The organism is Streptomyces sp. JK94 (genome assembly GCF_053613315.1).
In genome coordinates this window covers 87,666-114,087 of the sequence record NZ_JBSICH010000022.1, presented here as the reverse complement: position 1 = coordinate 114,087, position 26,422 = coordinate 87,666, and the positions used below count along the sequence as shown (strand labels likewise).

Sequence of the window (26,422 nt, the reverse complement as noted above, 5' to 3'; positions counted from 1 at the left end):
GGAAGAGAATGGAGTGGGATAGGAGGAGGTGGGTGGTTTTGTCCTCCCCCCCCCCCCCTCCCCCCCCCCCCCCCCACCTCCCGCGCGCAGCACCCCTCACACGTTCCGCGTGTCCCGCTCCCCACTCCACATGTCCGTTCATGCCCGATCAAGTCTGCTTGCTTCCGTTCCCTGTTTACAATCCGGAAAACCGGGCGTAGCCTCCGTGTGAAACCACAGGTTCGGGCACGGTTCGGAGGTGGACGGTCATGTACGCACCGGAGCGGCAGCAGGAGATCCTCCGGCTCGCCCGGGACGGCGGCCGGGTGGACGTGGTGTCGTTGGCCGAGGGGTTCCAGGTGACGGCGGAGACCATCCGCCGCGACCTCAAGGCCCTCGACCGCGCCGGTCTGCTCCGCCGGGTGCACGGCGGCGCGATCCCGGCCGGCCGGCTCGACTTCGAGCCCGACCTCGCCGAGCGCGAGTCCACGGCCGCCGACGAGAAGGACCGCATCGCCAGGGCGGCCCTGGCGGAACTGCCGTACGACGGCACGATGATCCTCGACGCCGGTTCGACGGTGGCCCTGCTGGCCGCGGCGATCCCGCCGGAGTCCTCGCTGACCGTCGTCACCCACAGCCTGCCCATCGCCGCCCGTCTCGCCGACCACCCCGGCATCCAGCTCCACCTGGTCGGAGGACGCGTGCGGCACCGTACGCGCGCCGCCGTGGACGCCTGGGCGCTGCGCGCCTACGGCGAGATCCGCGCCGACGTGGTCCTGGTGGCCGCCAACGGCTTCTCCGCCGTGCACGGGCTGACCACCCCCGACCTCGCCGAGGCCGCGGTCAAGCGGGCCGCCGTCGCCGCCGCCCGGCGCGTGGTGTTGCTCGCCGACTCCTCCAAGCACGGCCAGGAGCACTTCGCCCGCTTCGGCTCCCTCGGCGACGTGGACCTGCTGATCACCGACAGCGGGCTGAGCCCCGACGACGCCACCGCCATCGAGCGCGCCGGCACGGAAGTGGTACGCGCATGATCCTCACCGTCACCCCCAACCCCTCCCTGGACCGCACCTACGAGGTGCCCTCCCTCGACCGCGGCGAGGTCGTCCGCGCCACGGGCGAGCGCGTGGACCCGGGCGGCAAGGGCGTCAACGTCTCGCGCGCGGTGACCGCGGCCGGCCGGCGCACCGTCGCGGTACTGCCGCTCGGCGGCGCTCCGGGGTCCCTCGTCGCCGACCTGCTCGACGCCCAGGGCATCGAGGTCGCGCCGGTGCCGGTCGCCGGGGCCACCCGCTCCAACATCGCGCTCGCCGAGGCCGACGGTGTCCTGACGAAGATCAACGCACCCGGCCCCGAACTGTCGTCGGCCGAACGGGAACTGCTGCTGGAGACCGTACGGCGGCAGTCCCGCGGCGCCGACTGGATCGCCTGCTGCGGCAGCCTCCCCCGCGGACTGGCCCCCTCCTGGTACGCGGACCTGGTCGCCCGGGCGCACGCCGCCGGGGTCCGCATCGCCCTGGACACCTCCGGCCCCGCCCTGCTCCACGCGCTGCGCGAGCGGCCCGACGTCGTCAAACCGAACGCCGAGGAGCTCGCGGAGGCCGTCGGGCGGCCCCTGGCCACCGTTGGCGACGCCCTGAAGGCCGCCGAGGAGCTGCGGGAGCTGGGCGCCCGGTCCGTGCTCGCCAGCCTGGGCGCCGACGGCCAGCTGCTCGTGGACGACGCGGGCACCTGGTTCGGCAGCGCCCGCGTGGCCGCCGTGCGCAGCAACGTCGGTGCCGGTGACTCCTCCCTCGCGGGGTTCCTCGTCGCCGGGGGCGCGGGGCCGAGTGCCCTCGCCTCCGCCGTCGCGCACGGCGCCGCCGCCGTACGGCTTCCCGGCAGTGTGATGCCGACGCCGGCCGACCTGGAGCCGGCCGCGGTGACGGTCACGGCCGAGGTGCCGGCGGACCGCGCCCTGAGGGAGCCGGTGTCATGACCACCCGCCGCGTCCCCGGACGCCGTGGGCCGGGTGCCCGTCCTCAGGGGGCCGGTGTCGTGGCCGCCCGTCGGGTTCCTGGTCGTCGTGGGCCGGGTGCCCGTCCTCCCGCGGCCGGCGCCATGACCGCCCGCCCGGCCCCCGGTCACCGTGCACCGGGCCCGTTTCCCCACCGCAGTACCCCCGTCCCCCTCCCCGTCCTCGCCCACCACCTCACGTCCCGGGCGATACGCGAGCTAAGGAGCCCGCGATGAGCGACATGATCACCGCGGACCTGGTCGATCTCGACCTGTCCGCCGACACCAAGGAAGCGGCGGCACGCGCCCTCGCCGGGCGGATGGCGGCCCTCGGCCGGGTGACCGACCTGGAGGGCTTCCTCGCCGACGTGGCCGCCCGCGAGGCGCAGATGCCGACCGGTCTCGACGGCGGCATCGGCATCCCCCACTGCCGCAGCGAACACGTCACCGAGCCGACGCTCGCCTTCGGGCGCAGCGCGGACGGCATCGACTTCGGGGCGGCGGACGGCCCGGCCGACCTGATCTTCCTGATCGCCGCACCGGCGGGCGCCGACGACGCCCACCTGACGATCCTCTCCTCCCTCGCCCGGCAGCTCATGAACGCCGAGTTCACCACCGCGCTGCGGTCGGCGGGCGACGCGACGGCCGCCGTCGCGCTGATCCGCGGCGAGGAGCCGGCTCCGGCGGAGGCGGACACAGAAAGCGCCGGGGACACCGCAGGCACCGCAGGCACCGCAAGCACCGCAGGTACCGCGGACACGGCGAGTGCCGACGACTCCGGGGCGGTCTCGGCGGCGGCCTCCGCCGAAGCCGCCCCGGGCAGCACCGACGAGGGGCCCGGCGGGTCCGGGCGCCCCTTCCGGATCGTCGCCGTCACCTCCTGCCCCACCGGCATCGCGCACACCTACATGGCCGCCGAGTCGCTGGAGAACGCGGGCCGCGAGGCGGGCGTCGAGATCGTCGTCGAGACGCAGGGCTCGGCCGGGTTCAGCCGGCTCGACCCGGCGGTGATCGCGGCGGCGGACGGCGTGATCTTCGCGCACGACGTGCCCGTACGCGACAAGGACCGCTTCGCCGGGAAGCCCACCGTCGACACCGGTGTCAAGGCGGCCGTCAACCGGCCCGGCGAGCTGATCGGCGAGGTCCGCGCGAAGGCGGCCCGCGGCGAGGTCACGGCCACCGGGCCCGCCGGTGCGACGCCCGTCGAACGTGGCGGCGAGTCCGGCGAGGGGTACGGCACCAAGCTGCGCAAGTGGCTCATGAGCGGCGTCAGTTACATGGTGCCGTTCGTCGCCGCCGGAGGCCTGCTCATCGCCCTCGGCTTCGCGATCGGCGGCTACGAGATCAACGAGGCGCCGTCGGTGATGGACCACTTCGTCTGGTCCCAGGCCGACAGCTGGGCGGCGCTGCTCTTCCAGATCGGCGGCGTGGCCTTCGCCTTCCTCGTCCCGGTGCTGGCCGGCTACATCGCCTACGGCATGGCCGACCGCCCCGGTCTGGTGCCCGGCTTCGTCGGCGGCTCGATCGCGCTGACCATCAACGCCGGCTTCCTCGGCGGTCTGGCGGCCGGTCTGATCTCCGGTGCGGTGGTGATGGCGATCCAGCGGATCCGCGTCCCCGCGGCCCTGCGCGGCATCATGCCGGTGGTGGTGATCCCGTTGGTCTCCGCGACGATCGTCGGGTTCCTGATGTTCGTGGTGATCGGCAAGCCCATCGCGTCCGCGCAGAAGGCGATGACCGACTGGCTGGGCGACCTGTCCGGCGCCAACGCCGTGCTGCTCGGCGCCCTGCTCGGCCTGATGATGTGCTTCGACCTCGGCGGCCCGGTCAACAAGGTCGCCTACGCCTTCGCCACCGCCGGCATCGCCGTGTCGGACCCGAGCGACTCCGCGATGAAGATCATGGCGGCCGTCATGGCGGCGGGCATGGTCCCGCCGCTGGCGATGGCCCTGGCCACGACCGTCCGCTCCCGCCTCTTCAACGCCGCCGAGCGCGAGAACGGCAAGGCCGCCTGGGTGCTGGGCGCCTCCTTCATCTCCGAGGGCGCGATCCCGTTCGCGGCGGCCGACCCGCTGCGGGTCATCCCGGCGTCCATGGCGGGCGGCGCGGTCACCGGCGCCCTGTCGATGGCCTTCGGCGCCACACTGCGCGCTCCGCACGGCGGCATCTTCGTGGTCCCGCTGATCGGGAACCCGCTGCTCTACCTGGTCGCGATCGCGGCGGGCGTCTGCGTCACCACGGCCCTGGTGATCATCCTCAAGGGCCTGCGCAAGCAGGCGCCGGGAGCGGCGGCTCAGGGACCCGGCGGCGCGGACCCGTCGGCCGCGACGCCGGGGACGAGGCAGCCGGTGGCCGCGTAGGGGCCGGCCGGCCGGCAACACCCCCGACGCCCCGGCACCCCCCGACCATCCGGCACCCCCCGACGACCCGACCATGACCCCGACGCCCTCCGGGCCGGACCCCCACGGGACCGGCCCGGTCGCGTCGCTCCGCGTCCCCTGCCGGCCGCACTCCCGGGGCACCCGCGGGCCGCACTCCCGGGAGACCTGTCGACGCGTCCGCCTCTAGGGAACCTGTGCGGCGCGTCGCTCCATCGCCCGGCGGGCGGCGTCCTCGCTGTCGTACACCTCGCACATGTGCCGCCCGTCGGGCGTGGCCGTGTGCTCGACCTCCCAGAGGGAGACCTCGGCGCCGTCCCGCAGCAGGAAGGCGTGCTCGTAGAGCGAGAAGCCGATCCGGGCACGGCCCGCGCGGCCGGGGCCGCCGAAGGCCTGGCTGATCCGGTGCCCGGACGCCGTCGCCAGCCGGGCGGCGAGGCCGGCGCCGGGCCGGTCCGGGTTCTCCGCACGCCGCAGCAGCCGGCGGGCGTGGTCCGCCGAGGCCTCGGAGACGTACGCGTGCCGTGGGGCGGGGACCGGGGGCGACTGCACCTGGACGGGCAGCTCGAAGTCGGGCGCGTCCGGCGGCAGGGCCAGCCGGGCGGTGGCGGCGCGCAGCTCCTCCTCGTCGACGTACACCTCGTGCTGCGGATCGCTGCCCGGGGCGGTGTTGTGGACGAGTTCCCACAGGGTGAGCGCCGAGCCGTCGGCGAGCAGCCAGGTGTGGCGGTACGTCTCGCGGTGCAGGCCCGCGCTGTGGTGCGCGGAGTGCAGTGAACCGTCGTGCGCCAGCGCGCAGTCGAGCTGACGTATCGTCTCGTCGGGCAGCTCGAACGAGTTCAGGGTGCGCCCCAGCAGTCGCATGAGGTGCTCCTCCGGAGACTCGGGCGACTCGGGTGGTTCGTACGCTGCCGTCTCGTACGGAACGCTCAAGGTTTCTCCCGGCGTTGCTGCATGTCACCTGGTGGGTGCATACCGTAGCCTCTCGGTCGGACATCATGCCCGGGAACCGGGAAAACGTACGCACGAAAAACGCGCGGGTCGCGCGAGATGTTCCCGCGCGACCCGGCTCCTGCCCGAAATCCGCTGCTCGGACGGCCGGACGACGGATCAGACCGCGCTCGCGGCGACCCACTCGCTCCACGCCATGTTCCAGCCGTTGAGTCCGTTGTCCGGCGCGATCGTGCCGTCCGGGGAGTTCTCGACGGTCACCACGTCCCCGATGAGCGAGTTGTCGAAGAACCACTTGCCGTCGGTGGCGCCCTGCGCTCCCTGGACGTCCCGCAGGCCGACGCAGCCGTGGCTGGTGCCCTGGACGCCGAAGGGCGGATTGCCCTGGTCGTACCAGTAGTTGCCGTGGATGAAGGTGCCGGACCGGCTCAGCCGCATCGCGTGCGGCACGTCCGGGATGTCGTACTCGCCGCCGAACCCGACCGTCGACCCGTCCATGTGCGTCTCCTCGGACTTCTCCGAGATCACCATCTGCCCGTTGTACGTCGGGTTCTCGGCGCTGCCCGCCGAGACGGGGAGCGACTTGAGGGTCTTGCCGTCGCGCACGACCGTCATGGTCTGGGTGCCCGCGTCCACCGTGGAGACCTGCGAGCGGCCCACCGTGAAGGAGACGGTCTTCTTCTGCACGCCGTAGACGCCGTTCGCTCCCTCCACGCCGTCCAGGTCGATCTTCAGGGTGACCTTCGAGCCGGCCTTCCAGTACTCCTGGGGCCGGAAGTCGAGCCGCCGGGCGTCGAACCAGTGCCCGACCACTTCCTGGCCGCTGCTCGAGGTGACACTGATGCGCGACTGCACGCTCTTCCGGTCGCTGATGGCCTTGTCGAAGGTGAAGGACACCGGCATCCCCACGCCCACCGTGGTGCCGCCGTCCGGCGTGTACGTGCCGATGAAACTGTCGGCGGGGGAGACGGTGGTGAAGACCGAGTCGGCGGCTGCCGTGCGGCCGTTCGCGTCCTTCGCCTTCGCCGTGATCCGGTACTTGGTGCCCCGCTCCAGCTGCTCCTTCGGTTTCCAGCTGCCGCCGTCGGCCGAGACCGCACCCGGCACGGCCGCGCCCGTCTCCGCCACCGTCATCCTCACGTCGGTCAGCCGGCCGTCGCCGACCGTCACGCCCGTCGCGTTGATCGAGGCGCCGCTCGACCCGTCCTTCGCCGAGATCACGAGGTTCGCGACCGAGGTCCTCGCCGCGTCCGTGCCGCCCCCGCCGTCCTTCTCGTCGTCGGCGCTGGCGCTCCCGCCGCAGGCGGTGAGGGTGAGGGCGCCGGCCATCAGGGCGGCAACGGCCCCCAGTGCGCGCCGCGATGCTATGTCCGGCGTTGTCACGGGCTGCTCCAGGTTCGGTGGTGTGCGGTGTCCGCTTCAGCCCCGTAGAGGCGGGCGGCGGCCGACGGGGTTCCCGCCGGCCGCCCGGAACGGCGACACGTGACAGAACCGGGACAATCACCCTGCCCGTTCCGGTCGGCCTGCCCCGGCGGGACGCCCGTACAGCTCCTCGTACGAAGGCCAGGCACCGCCCGGCCCGTCCACCGGACCGGCGGCGCGTACGGCACGCACGATCGCGCGCGTCACCACGTCCGCGCCCGCCGCCAGCACCTCGTTCAACGCGAGCGGCTGCCGCGCGTCGAGCGGGCGCTCCCCGGTCGCCAGGGCGAACACCGTGTCCCCGTCGCTGAGCAGGTGCACCGGCCGCACGGCACGCGCGATGCCGTCGTGCGAGGTGCCGGCCAGCTTCTGCGCCTGCGCCTTGGACAGGTCCGCGTCGGTGGCGACCACGGCGAGCGTGGTGTTCAGCGGCGGCGGCGCGTTCCTCGCCGCGACCTCGGCGAGACGCCGCTCAGCGACCGCGTGGACGTCGGGTGCCGGATACCGAACCCGTCCGCCCCCGAACAACTCCCCGTACAGCACCCCCGTCTCCGGGTCCGTCACCGACCCCGCCGCGTTGGCCACCACCAGCGCCGCCACCGTGATCCCCGAGTCCAGCACGGTGCTCGCGGTGCCGACCCCGCCCTTCAGCGTGCCGACCACGGCGCCGGTGCCCGCCCCCACACACCCTTCGGCCACCCTCGCGCCCGGTGCGCTCGCGTGGGCCGCCCCGGCCGCCGCCCGTCCGGTGGCCGCATCCGGCCTGGCCCGGAAGTCGCCCCCGCGTGCCAGGTCGAAGACGCAGGCCGCGGGCACCACCGGCACCACGTGCGCGGGGTCCGGGCCGACGCGCACCCCGCGCCGTCGCTCCTCCAGCCAGGCCATCACTCCCGACGCCGCGTCGAGCCCGTAGGCGCTGCCGCCGGTGAGCACCACCGCGTGGACCTTCTGCACCAGGTTGCGCGGATCGAGCGCGTCGGTCTCCTTGGTGCCGGGGCCGCCTCCGCGTACGTCCACCCCGGCGACCGCCCCGCCCTCCGGCGCGAGCACCACCGTCGTGCCCGTGAGCCACCCGTCGCCGGTGCGCGTCGCGTGCCCCACCAACAGCCCGGCGACGTCCGTCAATGCGTCAACTGTCATGCCGCCAGTCTCGACCAGGCACGGACACCGTCACGGGAACCGGCGTCTGCGGCGGTGTCCGGCGGCGGGCGCGGCCGGCCCCCGCTTCGGCGCGCCCCGCCGCGCGGGCGGCACGACCCCCACCGCCACGGACGGCGCCGGGACGGCCCGCCACGAGCACCGCCGTGCCGCCGGGGGAGGGACGGAGAACCCGGGGAAGGGACGGAGAACACCGGCGACACCGGCCGCTCGGCGTGGCCCGACTTCACCGTGGCGGGGGCCGAGGCCGGTAGCGGGACCGTGGCCGTGGCCGTGGCCACGGCGATGGTCCCGGCCGCCGGAATGAACGGGGGAGGCCGCCGGGACGAGACGAGCGGGGAAGGCCGCCGGGACGAGGAGGGAAGGCGGAACACCTCCCGCGGGGCGGGCCGTACCCTGGAGCCATGAGCACCGCCCCCGCCCCCGACCCCGAGCCCCGCGCGCCCCGGCCCGCGCTGGTCTTCGACGACCCGTTGGACCAGCAGACCTCGGACGACACCGACCGCGGATGGGGCGAGCGGCCCGAGGGCGGCGGCGCGGCCGACCTGAAGCGCTTCCTCGACGAGAAGCCGCCCCACCACCTGTGATCCGCGCGGGCACCCCCCCGCGGCAGGGCCGCTCCGGCGCGCGGCGCTACGGGCGGTCGTGCCCCGGGCCGCGCTGCGCGATCAGCGCGTCGCGGATCTCCTTGAGCACCTCCAGCTCGGAGACCTCGACGATCTCCCGTGTGCTCTCCTTCGCCCTGCGGCGGGCCTCCTGCCGGGCCAGGTACTTCGACATGGGCAGCACCATCAGGAAGTAGACGACGGCCGCGGTGATCAGGAAGGTGAGGGTGGCGCCGAGCACCGAGCCCCAGAGGATCCGCACGCCCGTCGCGCTGTCGCCGGTGCCGGTGCAGGGGCCTTTGAGACAGGAGCTGTAGCTGTCCAGGCTCTGGGTGCCGAACGCTCCGACCAGGGGATTGATGACCCCCTTCACCACCGAGTTGACGATGTTGGTGAAGGCGGCACCGATGACCACCGCCACCGCCAGGTCGATGACGTTTCCGCGCATCAGGAAGGCCTTGAAGCCCTGCCAGACGCTCGGGTCGTTCTTCTCGCTCACCTCGGGGGCTCTCCTCGCATAAACAGGTCTCGCATGAACGAGCCCCGCACGAACGGACTCCGCGCGAACGGGTCTCGCGCGAACCGCGTGCGGAGCAAAACGCTCCGCAACCTACGTCAGCGTTGGGCCGTCCTGTCCAATCAGCCCCCTCGATCGAGCGACCCGACGGAGTGCCGGGGGTGGAGGTGCTCAGCACAGCGTCACCGCCAGCCGCGTCGTGGCTCCCGCGCCGACCAGCCGGTGAGCGGTGGCGCGCGGCACGGAGACCACGACCAGCGCCCCGCCGGCCGCCGTCCCCTCCAGGGGCTCCGGCACCTTCGTCACGCGCGCCCCGCGCGCGATCACGGAGGCGTCGCCCGCGCCGCCGTCTCCGGCCGCGACGACATCGACCCGGTCGCCCGGCCTGAGCAGCCGCACGGTGGCCGCGTCGGCGATTCGCAGCGGAGCCGCCACCAGCTCGGTGCCGTGCCGCTTGCGCACGGGCTCGGTCACCGGATGCCCGCGTGCCCGCTGGGCGTCCTGCGCGCCGGCACCGGAACGCGGGCCGGCCGCCACCAGCGCCGCGGCGGTGACGGCGAGCCCGGCGGCCACGGCCCGCCGCCGGTGGCGCAGGAGCCGGTGCAACTGCCGCCGTCCGCCGCGCACCCGCACGGGGGCGAACTGCGGAACCTCGCAGGTGGGGGGTGCGTCGGTGCCGAGCGGCAGCGGAGCGGAATGGGCGGAACGGGACAGGGACATGGTGACCACCACCTGTGACGAGGGAACGGCTTGCGCACCCACGATGAGGCTTTTCGCCGCCGCCCGCCGGAGCCCGTGGACCACCGACCGGTTGTGGACAACTCCCTCACCCGAACAGCACGCTCCGGCCCCCGCCCGGCAGCGCACCGCACCGCCCCGCCCGGCAGCGCACCGCCCCCCACCCCCGTCACCGCACCCGCTACGGCAGCGCGATCCCCGGATCCATCCCACCGAGCGCCGCCCCGCACCGGCAGTCCCGGTCCCGCTCCGCGGCCGCCGGCAGCGCGGCCACCGTGTCGAACAGGACGCCCCGCAGCCGGTCCACGTTCGCCGCGAACACCCGCAGGACCTCCTCGTGGGAGACGCCCTCGCCGCTCTCCGCGCCGGCGTCGAGATCGGTGACGAGGGTCAGCGAGGTGTAGCAGAGCTCCAGTTCGCGGGCGAGCGCCGCCTCCGGGTGGCCGGTCATGCCCACCACCGACCAGCCCTGCGCCCGGTGCCACAGTGATTCCGCGCGGGTTCCGAAGCGCGGCCCCTCGACCACGACCAGGGTGCCGCCGTCCACCGGCTCCCAGTCGCGTCCCCGGGCCGCCTTCAGCGCGGCGGCCCGTCCGGCGGGGCAGTACGGGTCGGCCAGCGAGACGTGCACGACCTTGGGCACCGTGCCGTCGGGCATCGGCAGCCCGTCGAAGTAGGTCGACGGCCGGGTCCTCGTACGGTCGACGAACTGGTCCGGCACCAGCAGGGTCCCCGGCCCGTACTCGGGGCGCAGACCGCCGACGGCGCACGGCCCGAGGACCTGGCGCACGCCGGCCGAGCGCAGGGCCCACAGGTTGGCGCGGTAGTTGATCCGGTGCGGCGGCAGATGGTGGCCGCGCCCGTGCCGGGGGAGGAAGGCGACCCGCCGGCCGGCAACCTCGCCGAGGAAGAGGGAGTCGCTGGGCGGCCCGTACGGGGTGTCCACCTCGACCTCGCTCACGTCGTCGAGGAACGAGTAGAGACCGGAGCCGCCGATCACGCCGATCTCGGCATTCACCTTGTTCGCCATGCCCCGACCCTAGCCGTACCGCGCAACGCCGAGGACCCCGTCGTCGGGCGACGACAGGGTCCCGTAAGAAGCCGTGGGAAGTCCTAGGCGGCGGTGGTGCCGGCGGAGCTGCCGGAGCTCGACGACGAGCCCGAGCCCGAGGACGAGCCCGAGGACGAGCCGGAGCCCGACGATGAACCCGAGCCCGACGACGAACCCGAGTCCGACGAGGACGTCGAGGAGGAGGCCGGCTTCGAGGACGACGGCGAGCTGCTCGACGAGCTGCCGCGGCTGTCGTTGCGGTAGAAGCCGGAGCCCTTGAAGACGATGCCGACCGCGGAGAAGACCTTCTTCAGGCGGCCCTGGCAGTTCGGGCACTCGGTCAGGGCGTCGTCGGTGAACTTCTGCACCGCCTCGAGGCCCTCGCCGCACTCGGTGCACTGGTACTGGTACGTCGGCACTTGTCTTCCTCCTGGCACTCTCACTCGATGAGTGCTAACGACGGTCCATAGTGACGCATTCCCCGGGATCAGTCCACTGCGGCAGGCTCGCGGTGACCGACGCCACGTGTGACCGTACGCTCGCGCGGCCGGGTCGCCAGCCGGGAGCGCAGCGCCAGCAGCGTCGCCAGCGCGAGCAGCGTGCCGCCCATCGGCACCAGGAACCCGGCGCCGTCCCAGAGCCGGTCCTCCAGCTGGCCGGAGACGGTCACGGCCGCCGCCTGGCCGAGTGCCACGGCGCCGGTCAGCCAGGTGAAGGCCTCGGTGCGGGCGCCGGCCGGGACCAGGCCGTCGACCAGGGTGTAACCGGTGATGAGGGCGGGCGCGATGCAGACGCCGACGAGCAGGCCGAGGCCGGCCAGGACGAGCACCGAGTGCGCGGCCCACAGACCGGACGCGGTCAGCGCGAGGGCGGTGTAGCCGACCAGGAGGCGCCGCTGCGGGGCGGCCTTCCAGGCGATGGCGCCGCAGGCCAGGCCGGAGACCATGTTGCCCGCGGCGAAGACGCCGTACAGGACGCCGTTCAGTCCGGGCTCGCCGATGGACTCGGTGAACGCGGCCAGCGAGACCTGCATGCCGCCGAAGACGGAACCGATGCCCAGGAAGACCACGATCAGGACGCGCACCCCGGGGACGCGCAGCGCCGGAACGTGCTCCCCGCGCGCGTGGTCGCCGTCGGAGCGGCCGGCCGCCGGCTGGGTGCTCCTCTGCGCCGCGAACAGCAGACCGCCCACCAGGGTGAGCGCGGCCTCCGTGACCAGCCCCGCGGCCGGGTTCACGGCCGTGCACAGGGCGGTCGCCAGCAGCGGGCCGAGGACGAAGGTCAGCTCGTCGGTGACGGACTCGAAGGCGGCCGCCGTGCTCATCAGGGGGGAGCCCTTGAGCTTCACCCCCCAGCGGGCCCGCACCATGGGCCCGACCTGCGGCACCGAGGCGCCGGTGGGTACGGCCGCCGCGAACAGCGCCCACAGGGGTGCGTCCGCGAGCGCGAGAACGGTCAGGGTCAGGCCGGACGCGGTGTGCACGAGCACGCCGGGGAGCAGGACGGCACGCTGTCCGTGGCGGTCGGCGAGCCGGCCGCTGTAGGGGGCGAACAGGGCCATGGAGACGCCGGTGGCGGCCGCGACGGCGCCGGCGACGCCGTAGGAGCCGGTGGTGTGCTGCACGAGCAGCACGATGGAGAGCGTCAGCATGGCGAACGGCTGGCGTGCCGCGAAGCCCGGGAGCAGGAACGTCCAGGCGCCGCGGGTGCGCAGCAGCTGCCCGTATCCGGGGCGGGCGGAGGCGGGAGGGGTGTGCGGGTCCCTCTCCTGCGACTTCTCCGACGGGGTGACCGTGGATGCCACGGCCCGTGCCTTTCTGCCGCCTGGTAGCGCCGTCCCGTCCATGGTGCGTGACCGTGCGGGAGCGCCGAGAGCTGTCCTCTTGCGCGGACTGCGGTAGATGCCGGAGCCCGAGGGGGAGGGGGCGTGCCGGCCGCCATACGGTCGCGCCAGCTCTGCGTCAGGCAGAGTTGGTTCGATCAGGTGCCGCCTTCATCGTACAGGGATCAAGAGGGGCACACCCTGTGAAAGCGAGCACCCCGGGTGACGTCACCGGTGATTGCCGCTCGTCTCCCCGGTGCCCAGCCAGCCGGCCAGCTTGCCGCCGTGGCCGACCGCGCGCAGCCGTGTCTCGGCCGCGTCCCGGACCGGGTCCGTGGCGACCACGAGGAGTTCGTCCCCGCGCCGCAGCCCCGTCGTCGGCAGCGGAACGAACGACCTGCCGTCGCGGACGACGAGGGTGACGGCCGCCCCGGCGGGCAGCCGCAGTTCGCTGACCTCGACGCCGTGCATCCTGGAACCCTCGGGGATCGTGACGGACAGCAGGTGCCCGCGCAGCCGCTCCAGGGGCGCCGACTCGATGCCGAGGTCGGCGGCCTCGTCGCCCTGGCCCAGCCGCAGCTTGCGGGCCAGCCAGGGCAGGGTCGGTCCCTGGACCAGGGTGTAGACGCAGACCAGGACGAAGACGAGGTTGAAGATCCGGCGGCTGCCGTCGACGCCCTCCACCATGGGGATGGTGGCCAGGACGATGGGCACGGCGCCGCGCAGCCCCGCCCAGGACATCAGGGCCTTCTCCTGCCACGGCACCCGGAACGGCAGCAGGCACAGCACCACGCTCAGCGGACGCGCCACCATGGTCAGCACCAGCCCGATGACCAGGGCGGGCAGGATGTCGTCGCCCAGTTCGTGCGGGGTGACCAGCAGGCCGAGCAGCACGAACATGCCGATCTGGGCGAGCCAGCCGAGCCCGTCGGCGAAGCCGCGGGTGGCGGGCCAGTGCGGCAGCCGGGCGTTGCCCATGACCATCGCGGCGAGGTAGACGGCCAGGAAGCCGCTGCCGTGGGTCATGGCACCGGCCGCGTAGGCGGCGACGGCGATCGACATGACGGCGATGGGGTAGAGGCCGGAGGCGGGCAGCGCGACGTGCCTCAGCCCCCACGACCCCAGCCAGCCGACCGCGAGTCCGATGGCCGCGCCGATGGCCAGCTCCAGGGCGATCTCGCCCAGCAGCACGTACCAGTGCTCGATCGGGCCGGCCGTGGAGAAGGCGACGACGAGGATGACCACCGGGGCGTCGTTGAAACCCGACTCCGCCTCGAGCGTGCCCGTGATGCGCGGCGGGAGCGGGATCCTGCGCAGGACCGAGAAGACGGCCGCCGCGTCCGTGGAGGACACCACCGCCCCGACGATCAGTGCCTGCCGCCATTCCAGCCCGGTCAGGTAGTGCGCGCCCGCCGCCGTGACGCCGACACTGACCGCGACGCCGGCCAGGGCCAGCGCGGAGGCGGCCGGCAGGGCCGGTTTCGCCTCCTTCCACTTCGTGCCGAGACCGCCTTCGGCCAGGATCACGACCAGGGCCGCGTATCCGATGACCTGGACCAGCTCGGCGTTGTCGAACTGGATGTCGCCGATGCCGTCCTGGCCCATGGCGATGCCGATGGCCAGGTAGACGAGCAGGCTGGGGAGCCCGCTGCGCGAGGAGATCCGGACCGCCGCCACGGCGATGAGCAGGACGAGCGAGCAGACGAGCAGGAGCTGGTTGAGGTGGTGGACAGTCAGCGGCCGTTCCCTTCCCTGGCGCACAGCACGGAGCACGGCGCGGCCCACGGCGGACGAGTGCCCGCGCGGTGAGCGGACGCGCACTCCCATGGCACACGAAACCGCGGTGCTCTGCGGGTAACTACTTCGTTACCTTACCTAACTCTTGACGATTTCTTGACGCTCGGCTTGGCAAGATCGAACGCCCGTGCGTGCCGCTACCCGACTCCGCGTCAAGGGGGAGCGGGGCCTGCGCCTACAGTTGCTCCAGCGCTCAGTACAAAGCACAGCCCGCCCCTGCCGCTCGTGTTAGGACAGCAAGGACAGCGATGCCCCCCACCAACACCGCCTCCACGGGTCAGCAGCCCGGCAAGTCCGGCAGGAAGAAGGGGCGCAAAGCGCGCCTGTTCGTCCTCGTGCTGGTCCTGGCCGTCATCGGCGGCCTCGTCTACGGGGCGTACTGGTCCGTCAGCACCGTCCGCGCGTCCTTCCCGCAGACCAAGGGGTCGATCACGCTCGAGGGCCTGTCGGGGCCGGTCGACGTCAAGCGCGACGGCTACGGCATCCCGCAGGTCTACGCCTCCTCCGACGAGGACCTGTTCATGGCGCAGGGCTACGTCCAGGCCCAGGACCGGTTCTACGAGATGGACGTGCGCCGCCACATGACCGCCGGGCGCCTGTCGGAGATGTTCGGCAAGAGCCAGGTCGACAACGACGAGTTCCTGCGCACCCTGGGCTGGCACCGGGTGGCGAAGAAGGAGTACGACGAGAAGCTGTCGGACTCCACGAAGAAGTACCTCCAGGCCTACGCCAAGGGGGTCAACGCCTACCTGAAGGGCAAGGACGGCGCGGACATCTCCCTGGAGTACGCCGCCCTCGGGTTCACCAACGACTACAAGCCCCAGGAGTGGACCCCGGTCGACTCGGTGGCGTGGCTGAAGGCGATGGCCTGGGACCTGCGCGGCAACATGCAGGACGAGGTCGACCGCGCCCTGATGACCAGCCGCCTGGGCCCCGAGCAGATCGCCGACCTGTACCCGGCGTACCCGTACGACCGGAACAAGGCGATCGTCCAGGAGGGCCAGTACGACGAGCTGACCCAGACCTTCGACGGCGGCGCGTCCGACGGTGACGACTCCACCGACGGCTCCGGTACGGGCACCGGGACCGGCACGGGCACCGGGACCGGGACTGGCACGGGCACTGGGACCGGCACCGGCACCGGTTTCGGCAGTGCCCTGGAGAGCCAGCTGTCCGCCCTCCAGACCGTCCTGGACGACGTCCCCACCGCCGTCGGCGTGAACGGCGACGGCATCGGCTCCAACTCCTGGGTCGTCTCCGGCGAGCACACCATCACCGGCAAGCCGCTGCTGGCCAACGACCCGCACCTGTCGCCGTCGCTGCCGTCCGTCTGGTACCAGATGGGCCTGCACTGCCGCAGCGTCTCGGCGAAGTGCCAGTACGACGTCGCCGGCTACACCTTCGCGGGCATGCCCGGCGTGGTCATCGGCCACAACCAGGACGTCGCCTGGGGCCTGACCAACTCCGGTGTCGACGTCACCGACCTCTACCTGGAGAAGATCACCGGCGCCGGCTACCAGTACGACGGCAAGGTGGTCCCCTTCGAGACGCGCGAGGAGACCATCGAGGTCGCCGGCGGCGAGTCCAAGAAGATCGTCGTCCGGGAGACCAACAACGGCCCCCTGCTCTCCGACCGCGACGACGAGCTGGTGAAGGCCGGCAAGAAGGCCACCGTCGACACCGCCGCCCCCGACCGCGGCGACGGCTACGGCGTCGCGCTGCGCTGGACCGCGCTGGACCCGGGCACCACCATGGACGCCGTCTTCGCGATGGACCGGGCGAAGGACTGGGACGACTTCCGCGAGGCCGCCGAACTGTTCGAGGTCCCCTCGCAGAACCTGGTCTACGCCGACAGCGAGCACATCGGCTACACGCTGCCCGGCAGGATCCCGGTGCGCGCCGAGGGCCACGACGGCTCGGTCCCGGCACCGGGCTGGGACGCCGGGTACCGCTGGACCGGCGAGTACATCGACCAGGACGAGCTGCCGTACGAGTACGACCCGGACCGCGGCTACATCGTGACCGCCAACCAGGCCGTCGTCGACGAGGACGCGTACCCGTACACGCTGACCACGGACTGGGGCTACGGCACCCGCAGCCAGCGGATCACCTCCCTGATCGAGCAGAAGATCAAGGACGGCGGCAAGATCTCCACCGACGACATGCGCCAGATGCAGCTGGACAACAGCAGCGAGATGGCCAAGCTGATCGTGCCCCAGCTGCTGAAGATCGACGTCGGCGACAAGGACGTCCGCGAGGCGCAGAAGCTGCTGGAGGGCTGGGACTACACCCAGGACGCCGACTCGGCGGCCGCCGCCTACTTCAACGCGGTCTGGCGCAACCTGCTCAAGCTCGCCTTCGGCAACAAGCTGCCCAAGGAACTGCGGGTCGAGGGCCAGTGCCTGTGGGTCGACCCGGTCAACACCACCGGGCCCGTGGACGAGACCAACAAGGTCCGCGAGTGCGGCCAGCGCGACGCCGGCCAGGCGCAGCCGGACGGGGGGGACCGCTGGTTCGAGGTCGTGCGCAGCCTGATGGACGAGCCGAAGAGCGACTGGTGGACGACGCCCGCCTCCGGCACCCGCAAGGGCGCCGACCACAACCGGGACGATTTGTTCAAGCGCGCCATGGTCGACGCCCGCTGGGAGCTGACCGCCAAGCTCGGCAAGGACATCGACACCTGGAACTGGGGCCGGCTGCACCGCCTGTTCCTGGAGAACCAGACCCTGGGCACCGAGGGCCCCGGTTTCCTGAAGTACGCCCTCAACCGCGGGCCGTGGAAGCTCAGCGGCGGCGAGGCGGCGGTCAACGCCTCCGGCTGGAACGCGGCCGGCGGCTACGGGGTGATCTGGGTGCCGTCCATGCGGATGGTGGTCAACCTGGACGACCTCGACAAGTCCCGCTGGATCAACCTCACCGGCGCCTCCGGCCACGCCTACAGCGCCCACTACACCGACCAGACGGACAAGTGGGCCGAAGGGGAGCTGCTGACGTGGGCCTTCTCGAAGAAGGCGGTCGACGAGAGCACGAGCGACACACTGGTGCTCAAGCCCTGAGCAGGCGCCCCTGACCCGGGACCGACGGGAAACGGCCTCCACACGCGCGTGGAGGCCGTTTCTGCGTCGGCGCGTCGGCGCGTCGGCGCGTCGGTGCGGCCCGTGCGGCCCGTGCCGTCCGTCGTCCGCGTCAGCGGAACCGCCGCGTCCCCGACGGCGTCACCACCGCGTCCACCGGCCGGTCGTGCGGCTCGCCGGGGACGTGCGCGACGACCTCCCCGTCGTAGAGCAGCACCAGCAGCGCGGGACGCGTGCCCGCCCGTTCCAGACGCGCGAGGACCCGGTCGTACGATCCGCCGCCGCGCCCCAGCCGCAGGCCGCGCCCGTCGACCGCCAGGCCCGGCAGCAGCACCACGTCGGCCCCCGTCACCGCGTCCGGCCCCAGCCGCTCGCCGGCGGGCTCGGACAGGGCCGTCCGCCCCCCGTGCCGCACGCGCGCGAGGGAGCCCTCCCCGGCGTACTCGCCCCAGTCCAGGTCGTTGTCCGGCAGCAGGGCGGGCAGCAGCACGCGCACGCCCCGCGCGCGCAGCGCGTCGAGCAGCGCGAGGGTGCCCGGCTCGGCGCCCACCGAGACGTACGCCGCCACGGTGCGCGCCCCCGCGACCTCCGGCAGCGCGAGGGTCCGGGCGGCCAGCGCGACCGCCGATTCCCGCACGTCGTCCGCGGTCAAGCCGTTCCTCGTCGCGAGCAGGGCCCGCCGCAACGTCCGCTTGCCGGCTGCGCTTTCGGGGCCGATGTCACTCACCACTCACTCCCCAGCCACTCTCATGTGCTCATATGAGCACCACTGATCTCGCGTCACAGATTCTCCCTATAGGCACCGGATAGGGTGTCGCGCATGACTCAGTCCCACCCCAGGATCAGCAAGGCTGTCATCCCCGCGGCCGGGCTCGGTACCCGGTTCCTGCCGGCAACCAAAGCCACTCCCAAGGAGATGCTGCCGGTCGTCGACAAGCCGGCGATCCAGTACGTGGTCGAAGAGGCCGTGTCCGCCGGCCTCGGAGACGTCCTCATGGTCACGGGCCGCAACAAGCGCCCCCTGGAGGACCACTTCGACCGCAACTACGAACTGGAGTCCGCCCTCCAGAAGAAGGGCGACGCGGGCCGGCTGGCCAAGGTCCAGGAGTCCAGCGACCTCGCGATGATCCACTACGTCCGCCAGGGCGACCCCAAGGGCCTCGGCCACGCCGTGCTGTGCGCCGCCCCGCACGTCGGCAACGAGCCCTTCGCGGTCCTGCTCGGCGACGACCTGATCGACCCCCGCGACCCGCTGCTGCAGCGCATGATCGACGTCCAGGAGCAGTACGGCGGCAGCGTCGTCGCCCTCATGGAGGTCGCGCCGGAGCAGATCCACCTCTACGGCTGCGCGGCCGTCGAGGCCACCGAGGACGGCGACGTCGTCAAGGTCGCCGGGCTGATCGAGAAGCCCGACCCGGCCGACGCCCCGTCCAACTACGCCATCATCGGCCGCTACGTCCTCGACCCGCACATCTTCGGCATACTCCGCAGGACCGAGCCCGGCCGGGGCGGCGAGATCCAGCTGACCGACGCCCTCCAGCAGCTCGCGGAGGACGAGAAGGTGGGCGGCCCGGTGCACGGCGTCGTCTTCAAGGGCCGCCGCTATGACACCGGCGACCGCGGCGACTACCTGCGTGCCATTGTCAGACTCGCATGCGAACGTGAGGATCTGGGGCCGGACTTCCGGACCTGGCTCCGCAGTTACGTAGCCGAGGAGATGTAACGACGTTGAGCAGCACCGCGCACCGTGCCACCGGCCACGGCCACGCCACCGAGGACTTCGGTCCGGACCGGCTGTGGTCGGTGCAGGACCACCTGGACGACATCCTCGCCACCGTCCGACCCCTGGAACCGATCGAGTTGAACCTGCTCGACGCCCAGGGCTGCGTCCTGGTCGACGACATCACGGTGCCGCTCTCCCTGCCGCCCTTCGACAACAGCTCCATGGACGGGTACGCGGTGCGGGTCGCGGACGTCGCGGGCGCGAGCGAGGAGTTCCCCGCCGTCCTGGAGGTCGTCGGGGACGTCGCAGCGGGCCAGGCCGACCCGCTGCCCGTGGGGCCCGGCCAGGCCGCCCGCATCATGACGGGCGCCCCGCTCCCGCCCGGCGCCGAGACCGTCGTCCCCGTGGAGTGGACCGACGGCGGACTAGGCGAGGGCCCGGTGGCCGGCATGCGGGCCCGCAGCCTCGCCCCGGAGGGCGCCGAGGGGCAGGTGCACGTCCACCGCCCGGCCGCGGCACGCGCGCACGTGCGCGCGAAGGGCAGCGACGTCAGGTCCGGCGCCCGCGCCCTGGAGGCCGGCACGATCCTCGGCCCGCCGCAGATCGCCCTGCTCGCCGCGATCGGCCGCGGCAGGGTCCGCGTCCGCCCGCGTCCGCGCGTGGTGGTGCTCTCCACCGGCAGCGAACTCGTCCAGCCCGACGAGGAACTGGCCCCCGGCCAGATCTACGACTCCAACAGCTTCGCCCTCACCGCGGCCGCCCGGGACGCCGGCGCCATCGCCTACCGGGTGGGCGCCGTCGCCGACGACGCCGAGACCCTGCGGTCCACCATCGAGGACCAGCTGGTCCGCGCCGACCTGATGGTCACCACCGGCGGGGTGAGCGTCGGGGCGTACGACGTGGTCAAGGAGGCGCTGGCGCACGTCGCCGACGAGGACGAGCCGGGCAGCGGCGTGGACTTCCGCAAGCTCGCCATGCAGCCCGGCAAGCCCCAGGGCTTCGGCTCCGTCGGCCCCGACCACACCCCGCTCCTCGCCCTGCCCGGCAACCCGGTGTCGTCGTACGTCTCCTTCGAACTCTTCGTCCGCCCGGCGATCCGCACCCTCATGGGGCTGCCCGACGTCCACCGTCCGACGACCACCGCGACGCTGGCCGCGGACGAGGCGCTGACCTCGCCGAAGGGGCGCCGGCAGTTCCTGCGCGGCACCTGGGCCGACGGTGCGGTCACCCCGGTCGGCGGCGCCGGGTCCCATCTCGTGGCCGCCCTCGCGCACGCCGACGCGCTGATCGTCGTGCCCGAGGACACCGAGTCCGTCGAGCCCGGCGCCGAGGTCGAGGTGGTCCTGCTCGGCTGACCCGGCCCGCCGGGCGGTACCGTGTCGCGCACAGCAGGCCCACGCGCCGCACCGCGCCGGGCCCGGACCGGGAGCGCCACACGAGCATGAGTACGCAGGACCGACCCCCGCACCACGGCCAGGACGCACACGCACCACAGGACCGGCTGACGCACATCGACGCGGCGGGCGCCGCCCGCATGGTCGACGTGTCCGCCAAGGACGTGACGGCCCGCACGGCGCGCGCGAGCGGGCGCGTCCTGGTCTCCGCCCGCGTGGTGGAGCTGCTGCGCGGTGAGGGCGTCCCCAAGGGCGACGCCCTGGCCACCGCGCGCATCGCGGGCATCATGGGCGCCAAGCGCACCCCCGACCTGATCCCGCTGTGCCACCCCTTGGCGGTCTCCGGTGTGAAACTGGACCTGTCGGTCGCGGACGACGCCGTGGAGATCACCGCCACGGTGAGGACGACGGACCGCACGGGCGTGGAGATGGAGGCGCTCACCGCGGTCACCGTCGCCGCGCTCACCGTGATCGACATGGTCAAGGCGGTCGACAAGGGAGCGGTCATCACGGACGTGCGCGTGGAGGAGAAGACGGGCGGCAAGTCGGGCGACTGGAGCCGGGCATGACAGGGGACGCGTCGGACGGGGGCGCCCTGCTCGCGCCCCGCAGCGCGCTGGTGGTCACCGCCTCCAACCGGGCCGCCGCCGGGGTCTACGAGGACCGGGGCGGCCCGCTGATCGCCGAGGGCCTGCGCCGCTTCGGGTTCGCCGTCGACGGCCCCCGGGTCGTCCCCGACGGCGACCCGGTCGAGGCCGCCCTGCGGGCCGGCGCCGAAGCGGGCTACGACGTGATCGTCACCACCGGCGGCACCGGCATCTCGCCCACCGACCGCACCCCCGAGGCGACGCGGGCGGTGATCGACTACGAGGTACCGGGCATCGCGGAGGCCGTCCGGGCGTACGGACGGGAGAAGGTGCCGACCGCGGTGCTCTCCAGGGGCCTGGCCGGGGTGGCGGGCGGCACGCTGATCGTGAACCTCCCCGGCTCCTCCGGCGGGGTGAAGGACGGCCTCGCCGTGCTGGAGCCGCTGCTGAAGCACGCCGTGGACCAGCTCCGCGGCGGTGACCACCCCGGGTCCGCCAGTGGTGGGGGTGCGAGCTGAACAGCCCATCGTGGCCCGCGGAGCTGGTGGACGGCGACATCGTCCTCAGGCCGATAAAGCTGCGCGACCAGCGGGCCTGGCGCGAGGTCAACCGGCGCAACCGGGACTGGCTGCGACCGTGGGAGGCGACCATCCCGCCGCCCACGCCCGGGGGTTCGCCGACGCACCGGCCGACCTATCGCCAGATGGTGCGGCACCTCAGGTCGGAGGCGCACGCCGGCCGGATGCTGCCCTTCGTCATCGAGTACCAGGGGCGCCTGGTCGGGCAGTTGACGGTGGCGGGCATCACCTGGGGCTCGATGTGCTCCGGGCACGTCGGCTACTGGGTGGACCAGGCGGTGGCGGGCCGCGGGGTGATGCCGACGGCCGTCGCGATGGTGGTGGACCACTGTTTCCGCACGGTCGGACTGCACCGGGTCGAGGTCTGCATTCGCCCCGAGAACGCGCCCAGTCGCCGGGTCGTGGAGAAACTCGGATTCCGCGAGGAGGGCCTCCGGCCCCGTTATCTCCACATCGACGGAGCCTGGCGCGACCACCTGGTCTTCGCGCTCACCGCGGAGGAAGCCCCCGAGGGGCTGCTGCGACGCTGGCACCGGTCGCGGGGCCGGAGCGCACGAAACACCGGTAATTGAATACATGTTCGAAATTGGCGGGGCTGCGACCGCATCGAAACGGATAATTCAGTAGCTCCGACCGTGTGCTGATCACATCGATCACAAAAAAAGTTCGAAATATCAGCCAGATCGTGCGACACACCGGCTCAATTGGCGGATGGCCCCGCGCAAACCCCTCTACCGTGTGAGGCGTGAGCAGCAGTGGCCTCATCTACGCAGTCATCGTCGGGGCCTGGGCCGCCTACTTGGTGCCGATGTGGCTCCGTAGGCAGGACGAGCTGAACGAGGCCCGTCCGACGGAACGCTTCAGTACCGCCATCCGGCTGCTGTCCGGACGGGCGGGCATGGAGCGCCGGTACGCCAAGGACCTGCAGTCCCGTCCCGCCGACGAGGCGGAGCCCGGCGCGGACGCCCCGGACGCCGTCACCGACTCGGTGGACGTCCGGGCCTTCGCCGTGTCCAGAACCCGCCGGTACGCCAGGCCGGAGACGGGCGGACACGCGCACGGCCGCAGACCCGGGCCGTCCACCGAATCCGCACGGTCCACCGAACCGGCACGGTCCACCGAATCCACACGGTCCCCGCAACCTGCACGGTCCCCGGAACCCGAGCGGTCCCGGGCTCCCGAGCGGTCGCAGGACTCCGGGCGGCTCCTGGACTCGCAGCCGTCCCGGGACACCGGGCGCTCTCCGGAACCCGGGCAGACGCCACGGGCCGGTGCGGCAGCGGCGCGCAAGCGCGTTCCGCAGGCCCGGCGGGCCCCCGAATCGGCGGCGGCCGCAGCCCGCGCCCGGCGCACCAAGGTGCTCGCGCGCCGACGGCGTACGACCGTGATGCTGTTCCTCGCCTTCACACTCGGCTCGGTCGTCGCGGCGGTCGGCGGGCTCGCGTTCCTGTGGGCCCCCGGGGTGCCCGCGGTCCTGCTCAGCGCCTACATCGCCTACCTGCGTGCGCAGGAACGCCGCCGGTTCGCCTTCCAGATGGACCGCCGCCAGGCCGAGGTGGCCGCTCAGCGCCTGCGCGACCGCCGGCCGCGGCGGCGCACGCCCGCCGACGCCGCCGGCCCCGTCGACGACCCGGACGCCGAGGAACCGGACGAGGGGCCCGAGGCGGAGCCCGACCCCGGCCTGTCGGCCCTCGCCGCGGACCGGCGTGCGCTGGTCGAGCAGACCGACCACGCCGAGTGGGTCGACCAGCAGCGCGAACGGCAGCGCCGGCCGCAGGGCGACAGCTGGGACCCGGTGCCGGTCCCCCTGCCCACCTACGTGACCGCGCCGGTCGCCCCCCGCGCCACACCGGACGTGGACCTCGCGGCGCCGGACGCGTGGAGCTCGGCACGCTCCAGCACCGTCGCCCCCGAAGAGCGGGACGCGGAGGCCGACCCCGACCCGGGCCGCCCGGCCGCCCAGGGCGGGGAGCGGGCGGAGACCCCCGGGCGCAGCGACCGGCGCGCCGCGTCCGCCCGCCGGGCCCGGGAGCGGGGCCGGACGCCCCTCTTCGACCAGTACGACGACGGCGACCGCCCCCGCGCGGCCAACGAGTAGGCCTCGCCGGGGGCCGTCCCTCGCGGCTCCGGAAGCGATTTTTGAGCAGGCCGGTCGGGGTGCTAAAGTTTCACTCGTTGCAAGGGCCTGTGGCGCAGTCCGGTAGCGCACCTCGTTCGCATCGAGGGGGCCAGGGGTTCAAATCCCCTCAGGTCCACGCACATGGGCGGAGATCCCGTTCGATCATCACGATCGAACGGGATCTTCGTCGTTTCCGGATCATCCGCAGGGCGCCGTGGACGCCTCGTCGCGTCCACGGCGCCCTGAGCGTCCGCGTCCTACGGGACCCGCAGCGCCTTCGCGTAGCAGAGGCTCTCCTCGTGGAAGCGGTAGTAGCCGAACCGCGCGCACGGCTCGTAGCCGCTGGAGGTGTACAGGGCCACGGCCTCCGGCTGCTTGGTGCCGGTCTCCAGCACCATGCGGGTCCGCCCGGCCGCGCGGGCGTCCTCCTCCAGGACCGCCAGGATGCGGCGGGCCAGCCCGCGGCCGCGCACCTGCTCGATCACGAACATCCGCTTGAGCTCCGCGTCCCCGTCGAGATTGCCCTCGTCGTTGGCGTCCTGGCTGCGCCAGCCGCCGGAGGCGACCGGGACGTCGTCCTCGTCGTACGCGATCAGGTACAGGCCGTTCGGCGGCGCGAAGTCGGACGGGTCCAGGTGTGTGGCGTCGCCGCCGTCGCCGTAGCGGACGTCGTACTCGGCCTGGACCTCGTCGTTCAGCTTCACGGCGTCGGGGTGGTCGAAGGGGACCCGGCGTATGTTCATGCTGCCTACCGTATATGAATGCGTATCCGGAGCGGTTCGTCGTCCAGTGTGCCGGTATCGTGCCCTGGTGCTCACCGTGACCTCCGTGAATGTGAACGGTCTGCGCGCCGCCGCGAAGAAGGGCTTCGTGGAGTGGCTCGCCGACACCTCCGCCGACGTGCTGTGCCTCCAGGAGGTGCGGGCCGAGCCCCAGCAGCTCCCCGAGCACGTCCGTACGCCCGACGGCTGGCACGTCACGCACGCCCCCGCCGCCGCCAAGGGCCGGGCCGGCGTCTCCCTCTACACCCGCCGCGAGCCCGACCGCGTCCAGGTCGGCTTCGGTTCGACGGAGTTCGACACCAGCGGCCGCTACGTCGAGGCCGACCTGCCCGGTGTGACGGTCGCCTCCCTCTACCTCCCCTCCGGCGAGGTCGGCACCGAACGCCAGGACGAGAAGGTCCGCTTCATGGGCGAGTTCCTCGCCTACCTCAAGGAACTGCGCGAGCGCGCCGCCGCCGACGGCCGCGAGGTCGTGGTCTGCGGCGACTGGAACATCGCCCACCGCGAGGCCGACCTCAAGAACTGGCGCGCCAACAGGAAGAACTCCGGCTTCCTCCCGGAGGAGCGGGAATGGCTCGGCCGCGTCCTCGCCCCGGCCGAGGGCGGTTACGTCGACGTGGTGCGCGCCCTGCACCCGGACGCCGAGGGGCCGTACTCGTGGTGGTCGTACCGGGGGCGGGCCTTCGACAACGACTCGGGGTGGAGGATCGACTACCACCTGGCCACGCCCGGACTCGCCGCCCGGGCGGTCAAGGGGTACGTCGAGCGGGCCGCCACGCACGCCGAGCGCTGGTCCGACCACGCGCCCGTGACAGTCGTCTACGACCGCTAGGCGCAGCCGGTGGGTGCGGCCGCGGGGCAGAGCCGCCGCGCGACCGCCGGAGACGAAGACCGGTCGTGACCGCTGAAGATGACGGCCGGAGGTGACCGCCGGAGACGAAGGCCGGGCGTGACCGCTGGAGGCGACGGCCGGTCGTGAGCGTCGGGGCGGGGCGCTCACTTCTCTCCGGTCCGCTTCCGTGTCCGCCGGTCCAGTGCGAGGGACAGTTCGGCCTCCACCACGCTGCGGGCGAGCGGGCGCAGGCGGTCGAACTCCTCCTCGGGGGCGTGGCGCAGGATCAGGCCGGCGAAGAGGTCCGCGAGGGCGTCGGCGTGTTCGCGGACGCGGGCGCCGGCCCGGAGGACCTCGCCGAGCGGGATGCCCTCGCGGACCAGGGCGGAGGAGACCTCGAGCAGGCGGTGGCTGATGTGGACGAGTTCGTCGCCGTCGGTGCCGAGGTAGCCGAGGTCCATCGCGGCGGCCAGGTTCTCCGGGGTGACCTCGCCCTCGAAGCGGGCGGCGAGTTCCTCGGGGGTGAGGCGGACCGGGGTCTCCTCGGTGGGCTCGCCGAGGCCGAGCAGGTCGCCGACGTCGCGGCCGTGGTCGAAGGCGTCGGCGAGTTCCGCGATGCCGTTGAGGGTGTGGCCGCGGTCCAGGAGGGCGGCGACGGTGCGCAGGCGGGCCAGGTGGTGGTCGTCGTACCAGGCGATGCGGCCCTGGCGGCGGGGCGGCGGGAGCAGTTTGCGTTCGCGGTAGAAGCGCAGGGTGCGCACCGTGATGCCGGCCAGCCGGGCCAGTTCCTCCATGCGGTATTCACGCTTCTCGGTCACGCCCCCGACCTTAAGTCGTACCGGCGGTAACTTTCCTCGGCCCGCCCCCTACCCATGAGTACGGAGCTGTTCTACTCTCCCATTGCGCCAGTGTTCACTGGCAGA

Annotated in this window: 24 protein-coding genes and 1 tRNA gene; 13 read left to right on the top strand and 12 right to left on the bottom strand. The window is 73.0% G+C overall.

What is annotated here, in order from left to right:
- Positions 1-248 precede the first annotated feature (248 nt).
- From ACVV2G_RS21030 to ACVV2G_RS21020, 3 genes are all read left to right on the top strand, one after another.
- Positions 249-1,010: a DeoR/GlpR family DNA-binding transcription regulator gene (locus ACVV2G_RS21030; RefSeq protein ID WP_453844289.1), complete on the top strand. Its 762-nt coding sequence runs from the start codon at positions 249-251 to the stop codon at positions 1,008-1,010.
- Positions 1,007-1,954: a 1-phosphofructokinase gene (pfkB, locus tag ACVV2G_RS21025; protein ID WP_453844288.1), complete on the top strand. Its 948-nt coding sequence runs from the start codon at positions 1,007-1,009 to the stop codon at positions 1,952-1,954. The genes ACVV2G_RS21030 and pfkB overlap by 4 nt, the downstream gene beginning before the upstream one ends.
- A 250-nt stretch (positions 1,955-2,204) precedes the next feature.
- Positions 2,205-4,331, top strand: coding sequence for a PTS fructose transporter subunit IIABC (locus tag ACVV2G_RS21020; RefSeq protein WP_453844287.1), 2,127 nt, complete (start codon positions 2,205-2,207; stop codon positions 4,329-4,331).
- A 204-nt stretch (positions 4,332-4,535) separates the two neighbouring features.
- Here ACVV2G_RS21020 and ACVV2G_RS21015 read toward each other — a convergent pair whose 3' ends face one another.
- The 3 genes from ACVV2G_RS21015 to ACVV2G_RS21005 form a co-directional block, all read right to left on the bottom strand.
- Complete coding sequence (locus ACVV2G_RS21015; RefSeq protein WP_453844286.1) at positions 4,536-5,282, bottom strand: DUF6227 family protein; 747 nt, start codon at positions 5,280-5,282, stop codon at positions 4,536-4,538.
- Between the two features lie 177 nt (positions 5,283-5,459).
- Positions 5,460-6,683, bottom strand: coding sequence for a L,D-transpeptidase (locus ACVV2G_RS21010; protein WP_453844285.1), 1,224 nt, complete (start codon positions 6,681-6,683; stop codon positions 5,460-5,462).
- Between the two features lie 117 nt (positions 6,684-6,800).
- Complete coding sequence (locus ACVV2G_RS21005) at positions 6,801-7,862, bottom strand: P1 family peptidase (protein WP_453844284.1); 1,062 nt, start codon at positions 7,860-7,862, stop codon at positions 6,801-6,803.
- A 422-nt stretch (positions 7,863-8,284) separates the two neighbouring features.
- Here ACVV2G_RS21005 and ACVV2G_RS21000 point away from each other — a divergent pair, with 422 nt between their 5' ends.
- A complete protein-coding gene (locus ACVV2G_RS21000; protein ID WP_453844283.1) occupies positions 8,285-8,467 on the top strand; it encodes a hypothetical protein in 183 nt (60 codons plus the stop codon).
- 46 nt (positions 8,468-8,513) lie between these two features.
- Here ACVV2G_RS21000 and mscL read toward each other — a convergent pair whose 3' ends face one another.
- The 6 genes from mscL to ACVV2G_RS20970 all read right to left on the bottom strand — a co-directional run bounded on the left by mscL (position 8,514) and on the right by ACVV2G_RS20970 (position 14,440).
- Positions 8,514-8,984 carry a large conductance mechanosensitive channel protein MscL gene (gene mscL, locus ACVV2G_RS20995; protein WP_453844282.1) on the bottom strand — a complete coding sequence of 157 codons (471 nt, stop codon included), beginning with the start codon at positions 8,982-8,984 and terminating at the stop codon, positions 8,514-8,516.
- A 189-nt stretch (positions 8,985-9,173) separates the two neighbouring features.
- On the bottom strand, positions 9,174-9,722 hold the full coding sequence (locus ACVV2G_RS20990; RefSeq protein ID WP_453844281.1) for a hypothetical protein: 549 nt from the start codon (positions 9,720-9,722) through the stop codon (positions 9,174-9,176).
- A 199-nt stretch (positions 9,723-9,921) separates the two neighbouring features.
- Positions 9,922-10,770, bottom strand: coding sequence for an S-methyl-5'-thioadenosine phosphorylase (locus ACVV2G_RS20985; RefSeq protein WP_453844280.1), 849 nt, complete (start codon positions 10,768-10,770; stop codon positions 9,922-9,924).
- Positions 10,771-10,853: 83 nt separating this feature from the next.
- Positions 10,854-11,210, bottom strand: coding sequence for an FmdB family zinc ribbon protein (locus tag ACVV2G_RS20980; RefSeq protein ID WP_453844279.1), 357 nt, complete (start codon positions 11,208-11,210; stop codon positions 10,854-10,856).
- A gap of 68 nt (positions 11,211-11,278) precedes the next feature.
- Positions 11,279-12,595 (bottom strand): MFS transporter, encoded by a 1,317-nt coding sequence (locus ACVV2G_RS20975; RefSeq protein WP_453844278.1) that lies wholly within the window; start codon positions 12,593-12,595, stop codon positions 11,279-11,281.
- Between the two features lie 246 nt (positions 12,596-12,841).
- Positions 12,842-14,440 carry a potassium/proton antiporter gene (locus ACVV2G_RS20970; RefSeq protein WP_453844277.1) on the bottom strand — a complete coding sequence of 533 codons (1,599 nt, stop codon included), beginning with the start codon at positions 14,438-14,440 and terminating at the stop codon, positions 12,842-12,844.
- A 218-nt stretch (positions 14,441-14,658) separates the two neighbouring features.
- On the opposite strand from ACVV2G_RS20970, the gene ACVV2G_RS20965 reads away from it, so the two are divergent.
- The gene (locus ACVV2G_RS20965) at positions 14,659-17,466 is read left to right on the top strand and encodes a penicillin acylase family protein (protein WP_453844276.1); all 2,808 of its coding nucleotides are present in this window, start codon (positions 14,659-14,661) and stop codon (positions 17,464-17,466) included.
- Positions 17,467-17,596: 130 nt separating this feature from the next.
- On the opposite strand, the gene ACVV2G_RS20960 is transcribed toward ACVV2G_RS20965, so the two are convergent.
- Positions 17,597-18,211, bottom strand: coding sequence for a 5-formyltetrahydrofolate cyclo-ligase (locus ACVV2G_RS20960; RefSeq protein WP_453844275.1), 615 nt, complete (start codon positions 18,209-18,211; stop codon positions 17,597-17,599).
- Between the two features lie 93 nt (positions 18,212-18,304).
- On the opposite strand from ACVV2G_RS20960, the gene galU reads away from it, so the two are divergent.
- From galU to ACVV2G_RS20925, 7 genes are all read left to right on the top strand, one after another.
- Complete coding sequence (galU, locus tag ACVV2G_RS20955) at positions 18,305-19,207, top strand: UTP--glucose-1-phosphate uridylyltransferase GalU (protein ID WP_453844274.1); 903 nt, start codon at positions 18,305-18,307, stop codon at positions 19,205-19,207.
- A gap of 5 nt (positions 19,208-19,212) precedes the next feature.
- Complete coding sequence (gene glp, locus ACVV2G_RS20950) at positions 19,213-20,562, top strand: molybdotransferase-like divisome protein Glp (protein ID WP_453844273.1); 1,350 nt, start codon at positions 19,213-19,215, stop codon at positions 20,560-20,562.
- An 86-nt stretch (positions 20,563-20,648) separates the two neighbouring features.
- On the top strand, positions 20,649-21,170 hold the full coding sequence (moaC, locus tag ACVV2G_RS20945; RefSeq protein ID WP_453844272.1) for a cyclic pyranopterin monophosphate synthase MoaC: 522 nt from the start codon (positions 20,649-20,651) through the stop codon (positions 21,168-21,170).
- On the top strand, positions 21,167-21,706 hold the full coding sequence (locus ACVV2G_RS20940; RefSeq protein WP_453844271.1) for a MogA/MoaB family molybdenum cofactor biosynthesis protein: 540 nt from the start codon (positions 21,167-21,169) through the stop codon (positions 21,704-21,706). Before moaC ends, ACVV2G_RS20940 begins: the two co-directional genes overlap by 4 nt.
- 23 nt (positions 21,707-21,729) lie before the next feature.
- Positions 21,730-22,338 carry a GNAT family N-acetyltransferase gene (locus tag ACVV2G_RS20935; protein WP_453844292.1) on the top strand — a complete coding sequence of 203 codons (609 nt, stop codon included), beginning with the start codon at positions 21,730-21,732 and terminating at the stop codon, positions 22,336-22,338.
- Positions 22,339-22,511: 173 nt separating this feature from the next.
- Positions 22,512-23,864, top strand: a complete 1,353-nt coding sequence (gene sepX / locus ACVV2G_RS20930; RefSeq protein ID WP_453844270.1) for a divisome protein SepX/GlpR — start codon at positions 22,512-22,514, stop codon at positions 23,862-23,864.
- Between the two features lie 83 nt (positions 23,865-23,947).
- Positions 23,948-24,021, top strand: a tRNA-Ala gene (locus ACVV2G_RS20925).
- A 121-nt stretch (positions 24,022-24,142) separates the two neighbouring features.
- Here the strand turns inward: ACVV2G_RS20925 and ACVV2G_RS20920 are convergent.
- Entirely contained in the window at positions 24,143-24,628 is a 486-nt protein-coding gene (locus tag ACVV2G_RS20920) for a GNAT family N-acetyltransferase (RefSeq protein WP_453844269.1), read from the bottom strand.
- Positions 24,629-24,695: 67 nt separating this feature from the next.
- Between ACVV2G_RS20920 and ACVV2G_RS20915 the strand changes: the two genes are divergently transcribed.
- A complete protein-coding gene (locus ACVV2G_RS20915) occupies positions 24,696-25,499 on the top strand; it encodes an exodeoxyribonuclease III (protein ID WP_453844268.1) in 804 nt (267 codons plus the stop codon).
- A 164-nt stretch (positions 25,500-25,663) separates the two neighbouring features.
- Here the strand turns inward: ACVV2G_RS20915 and ACVV2G_RS20910 are convergent, their stop codons facing one another.
- Positions 25,664-26,317, bottom strand: coding sequence for a MerR family transcriptional regulator (locus ACVV2G_RS20910; RefSeq protein WP_453844267.1), 654 nt, complete (start codon positions 26,315-26,317; stop codon positions 25,664-25,666).
- Positions 26,318-26,422 lie beyond the last annotated feature (105 nt).

Bases quoted from the DNA above. Each gene is read 5' to 3' on its own strand.
- ACVV2G_RS20985 (WP_453844280.1), bottom strand. From the start codon at position 10,770: ATGGCGAACAAGGTGAATGCCGAGATCGGCGTGATCGGCGGCTCCGGT.
- ACVV2G_RS20990 (WP_453844281.1), bottom strand. From the start codon at position 9,722: ATGTCCCTGTCCCGTTCCGCCCATTCCGCTCCGCTGCCGCTCGGCACC.
- moaC (WP_453844272.1), top strand. From the start codon at position 20,649: ATGAGTACGCAGGACCGACCCCCGCACCACGGCCAGGACGCACACGCA.
- ACVV2G_RS21000 (WP_453844283.1), top strand. From the start codon at position 8,285: ATGAGCACCGCCCCCGCCCCCGACCCCGAGCCCCGCGCGCCCCGGCCC.
- ACVV2G_RS20965 (WP_453844276.1), top strand. From the start codon at position 14,659: ATGCCCCCCACCAACACCGCCTCCACGGGTCAGCAGCCCGGCAAGTCC.
- pfkB (WP_453844288.1), top strand. From the start codon at position 1,007: ATGATCCTCACCGTCACCCCCAACCCCTCCCTGGACCGCACCTACGAG.
- ACVV2G_RS21020 (WP_453844287.1), top strand. From the start codon at position 2,205: ATGAGCGACATGATCACCGCGGACCTGGTCGATCTCGACCTGTCCGCC.
- galU (WP_453844274.1), top strand. From the start codon at position 18,305: ATGACTCAGTCCCACCCCAGGATCAGCAAGGCTGTCATCCCCGCGGCC.
- ACVV2G_RS20920 (WP_453844269.1), bottom strand. From the start codon at position 24,628: ATGAACATACGCCGGGTCCCCTTCGACCACCCCGACGCCGTGAAGCTG.
- ACVV2G_RS21030 (WP_453844289.1), top strand. From the start codon at position 249: ATGTACGCACCGGAGCGGCAGCAGGAGATCCTCCGGCTCGCCCGGGAC.
- ACVV2G_RS20970 (WP_453844277.1), bottom strand. From the start codon at position 14,440: ATGGGAGTGCGCGTCCGCTCACCGCGCGGGCACTCGTCCGCCGTGGGC.
- ACVV2G_RS21005 (WP_453844284.1), bottom strand. From the start codon at position 7,862: ATGACAGTTGACGCATTGACGGACGTCGCCGGGCTGTTGGTGGGGCAC.
- ACVV2G_RS20940 (WP_453844271.1), top strand. From the start codon at position 21,167: ATGACAGGGGACGCGTCGGACGGGGGCGCCCTGCTCGCGCCCCGCAGC.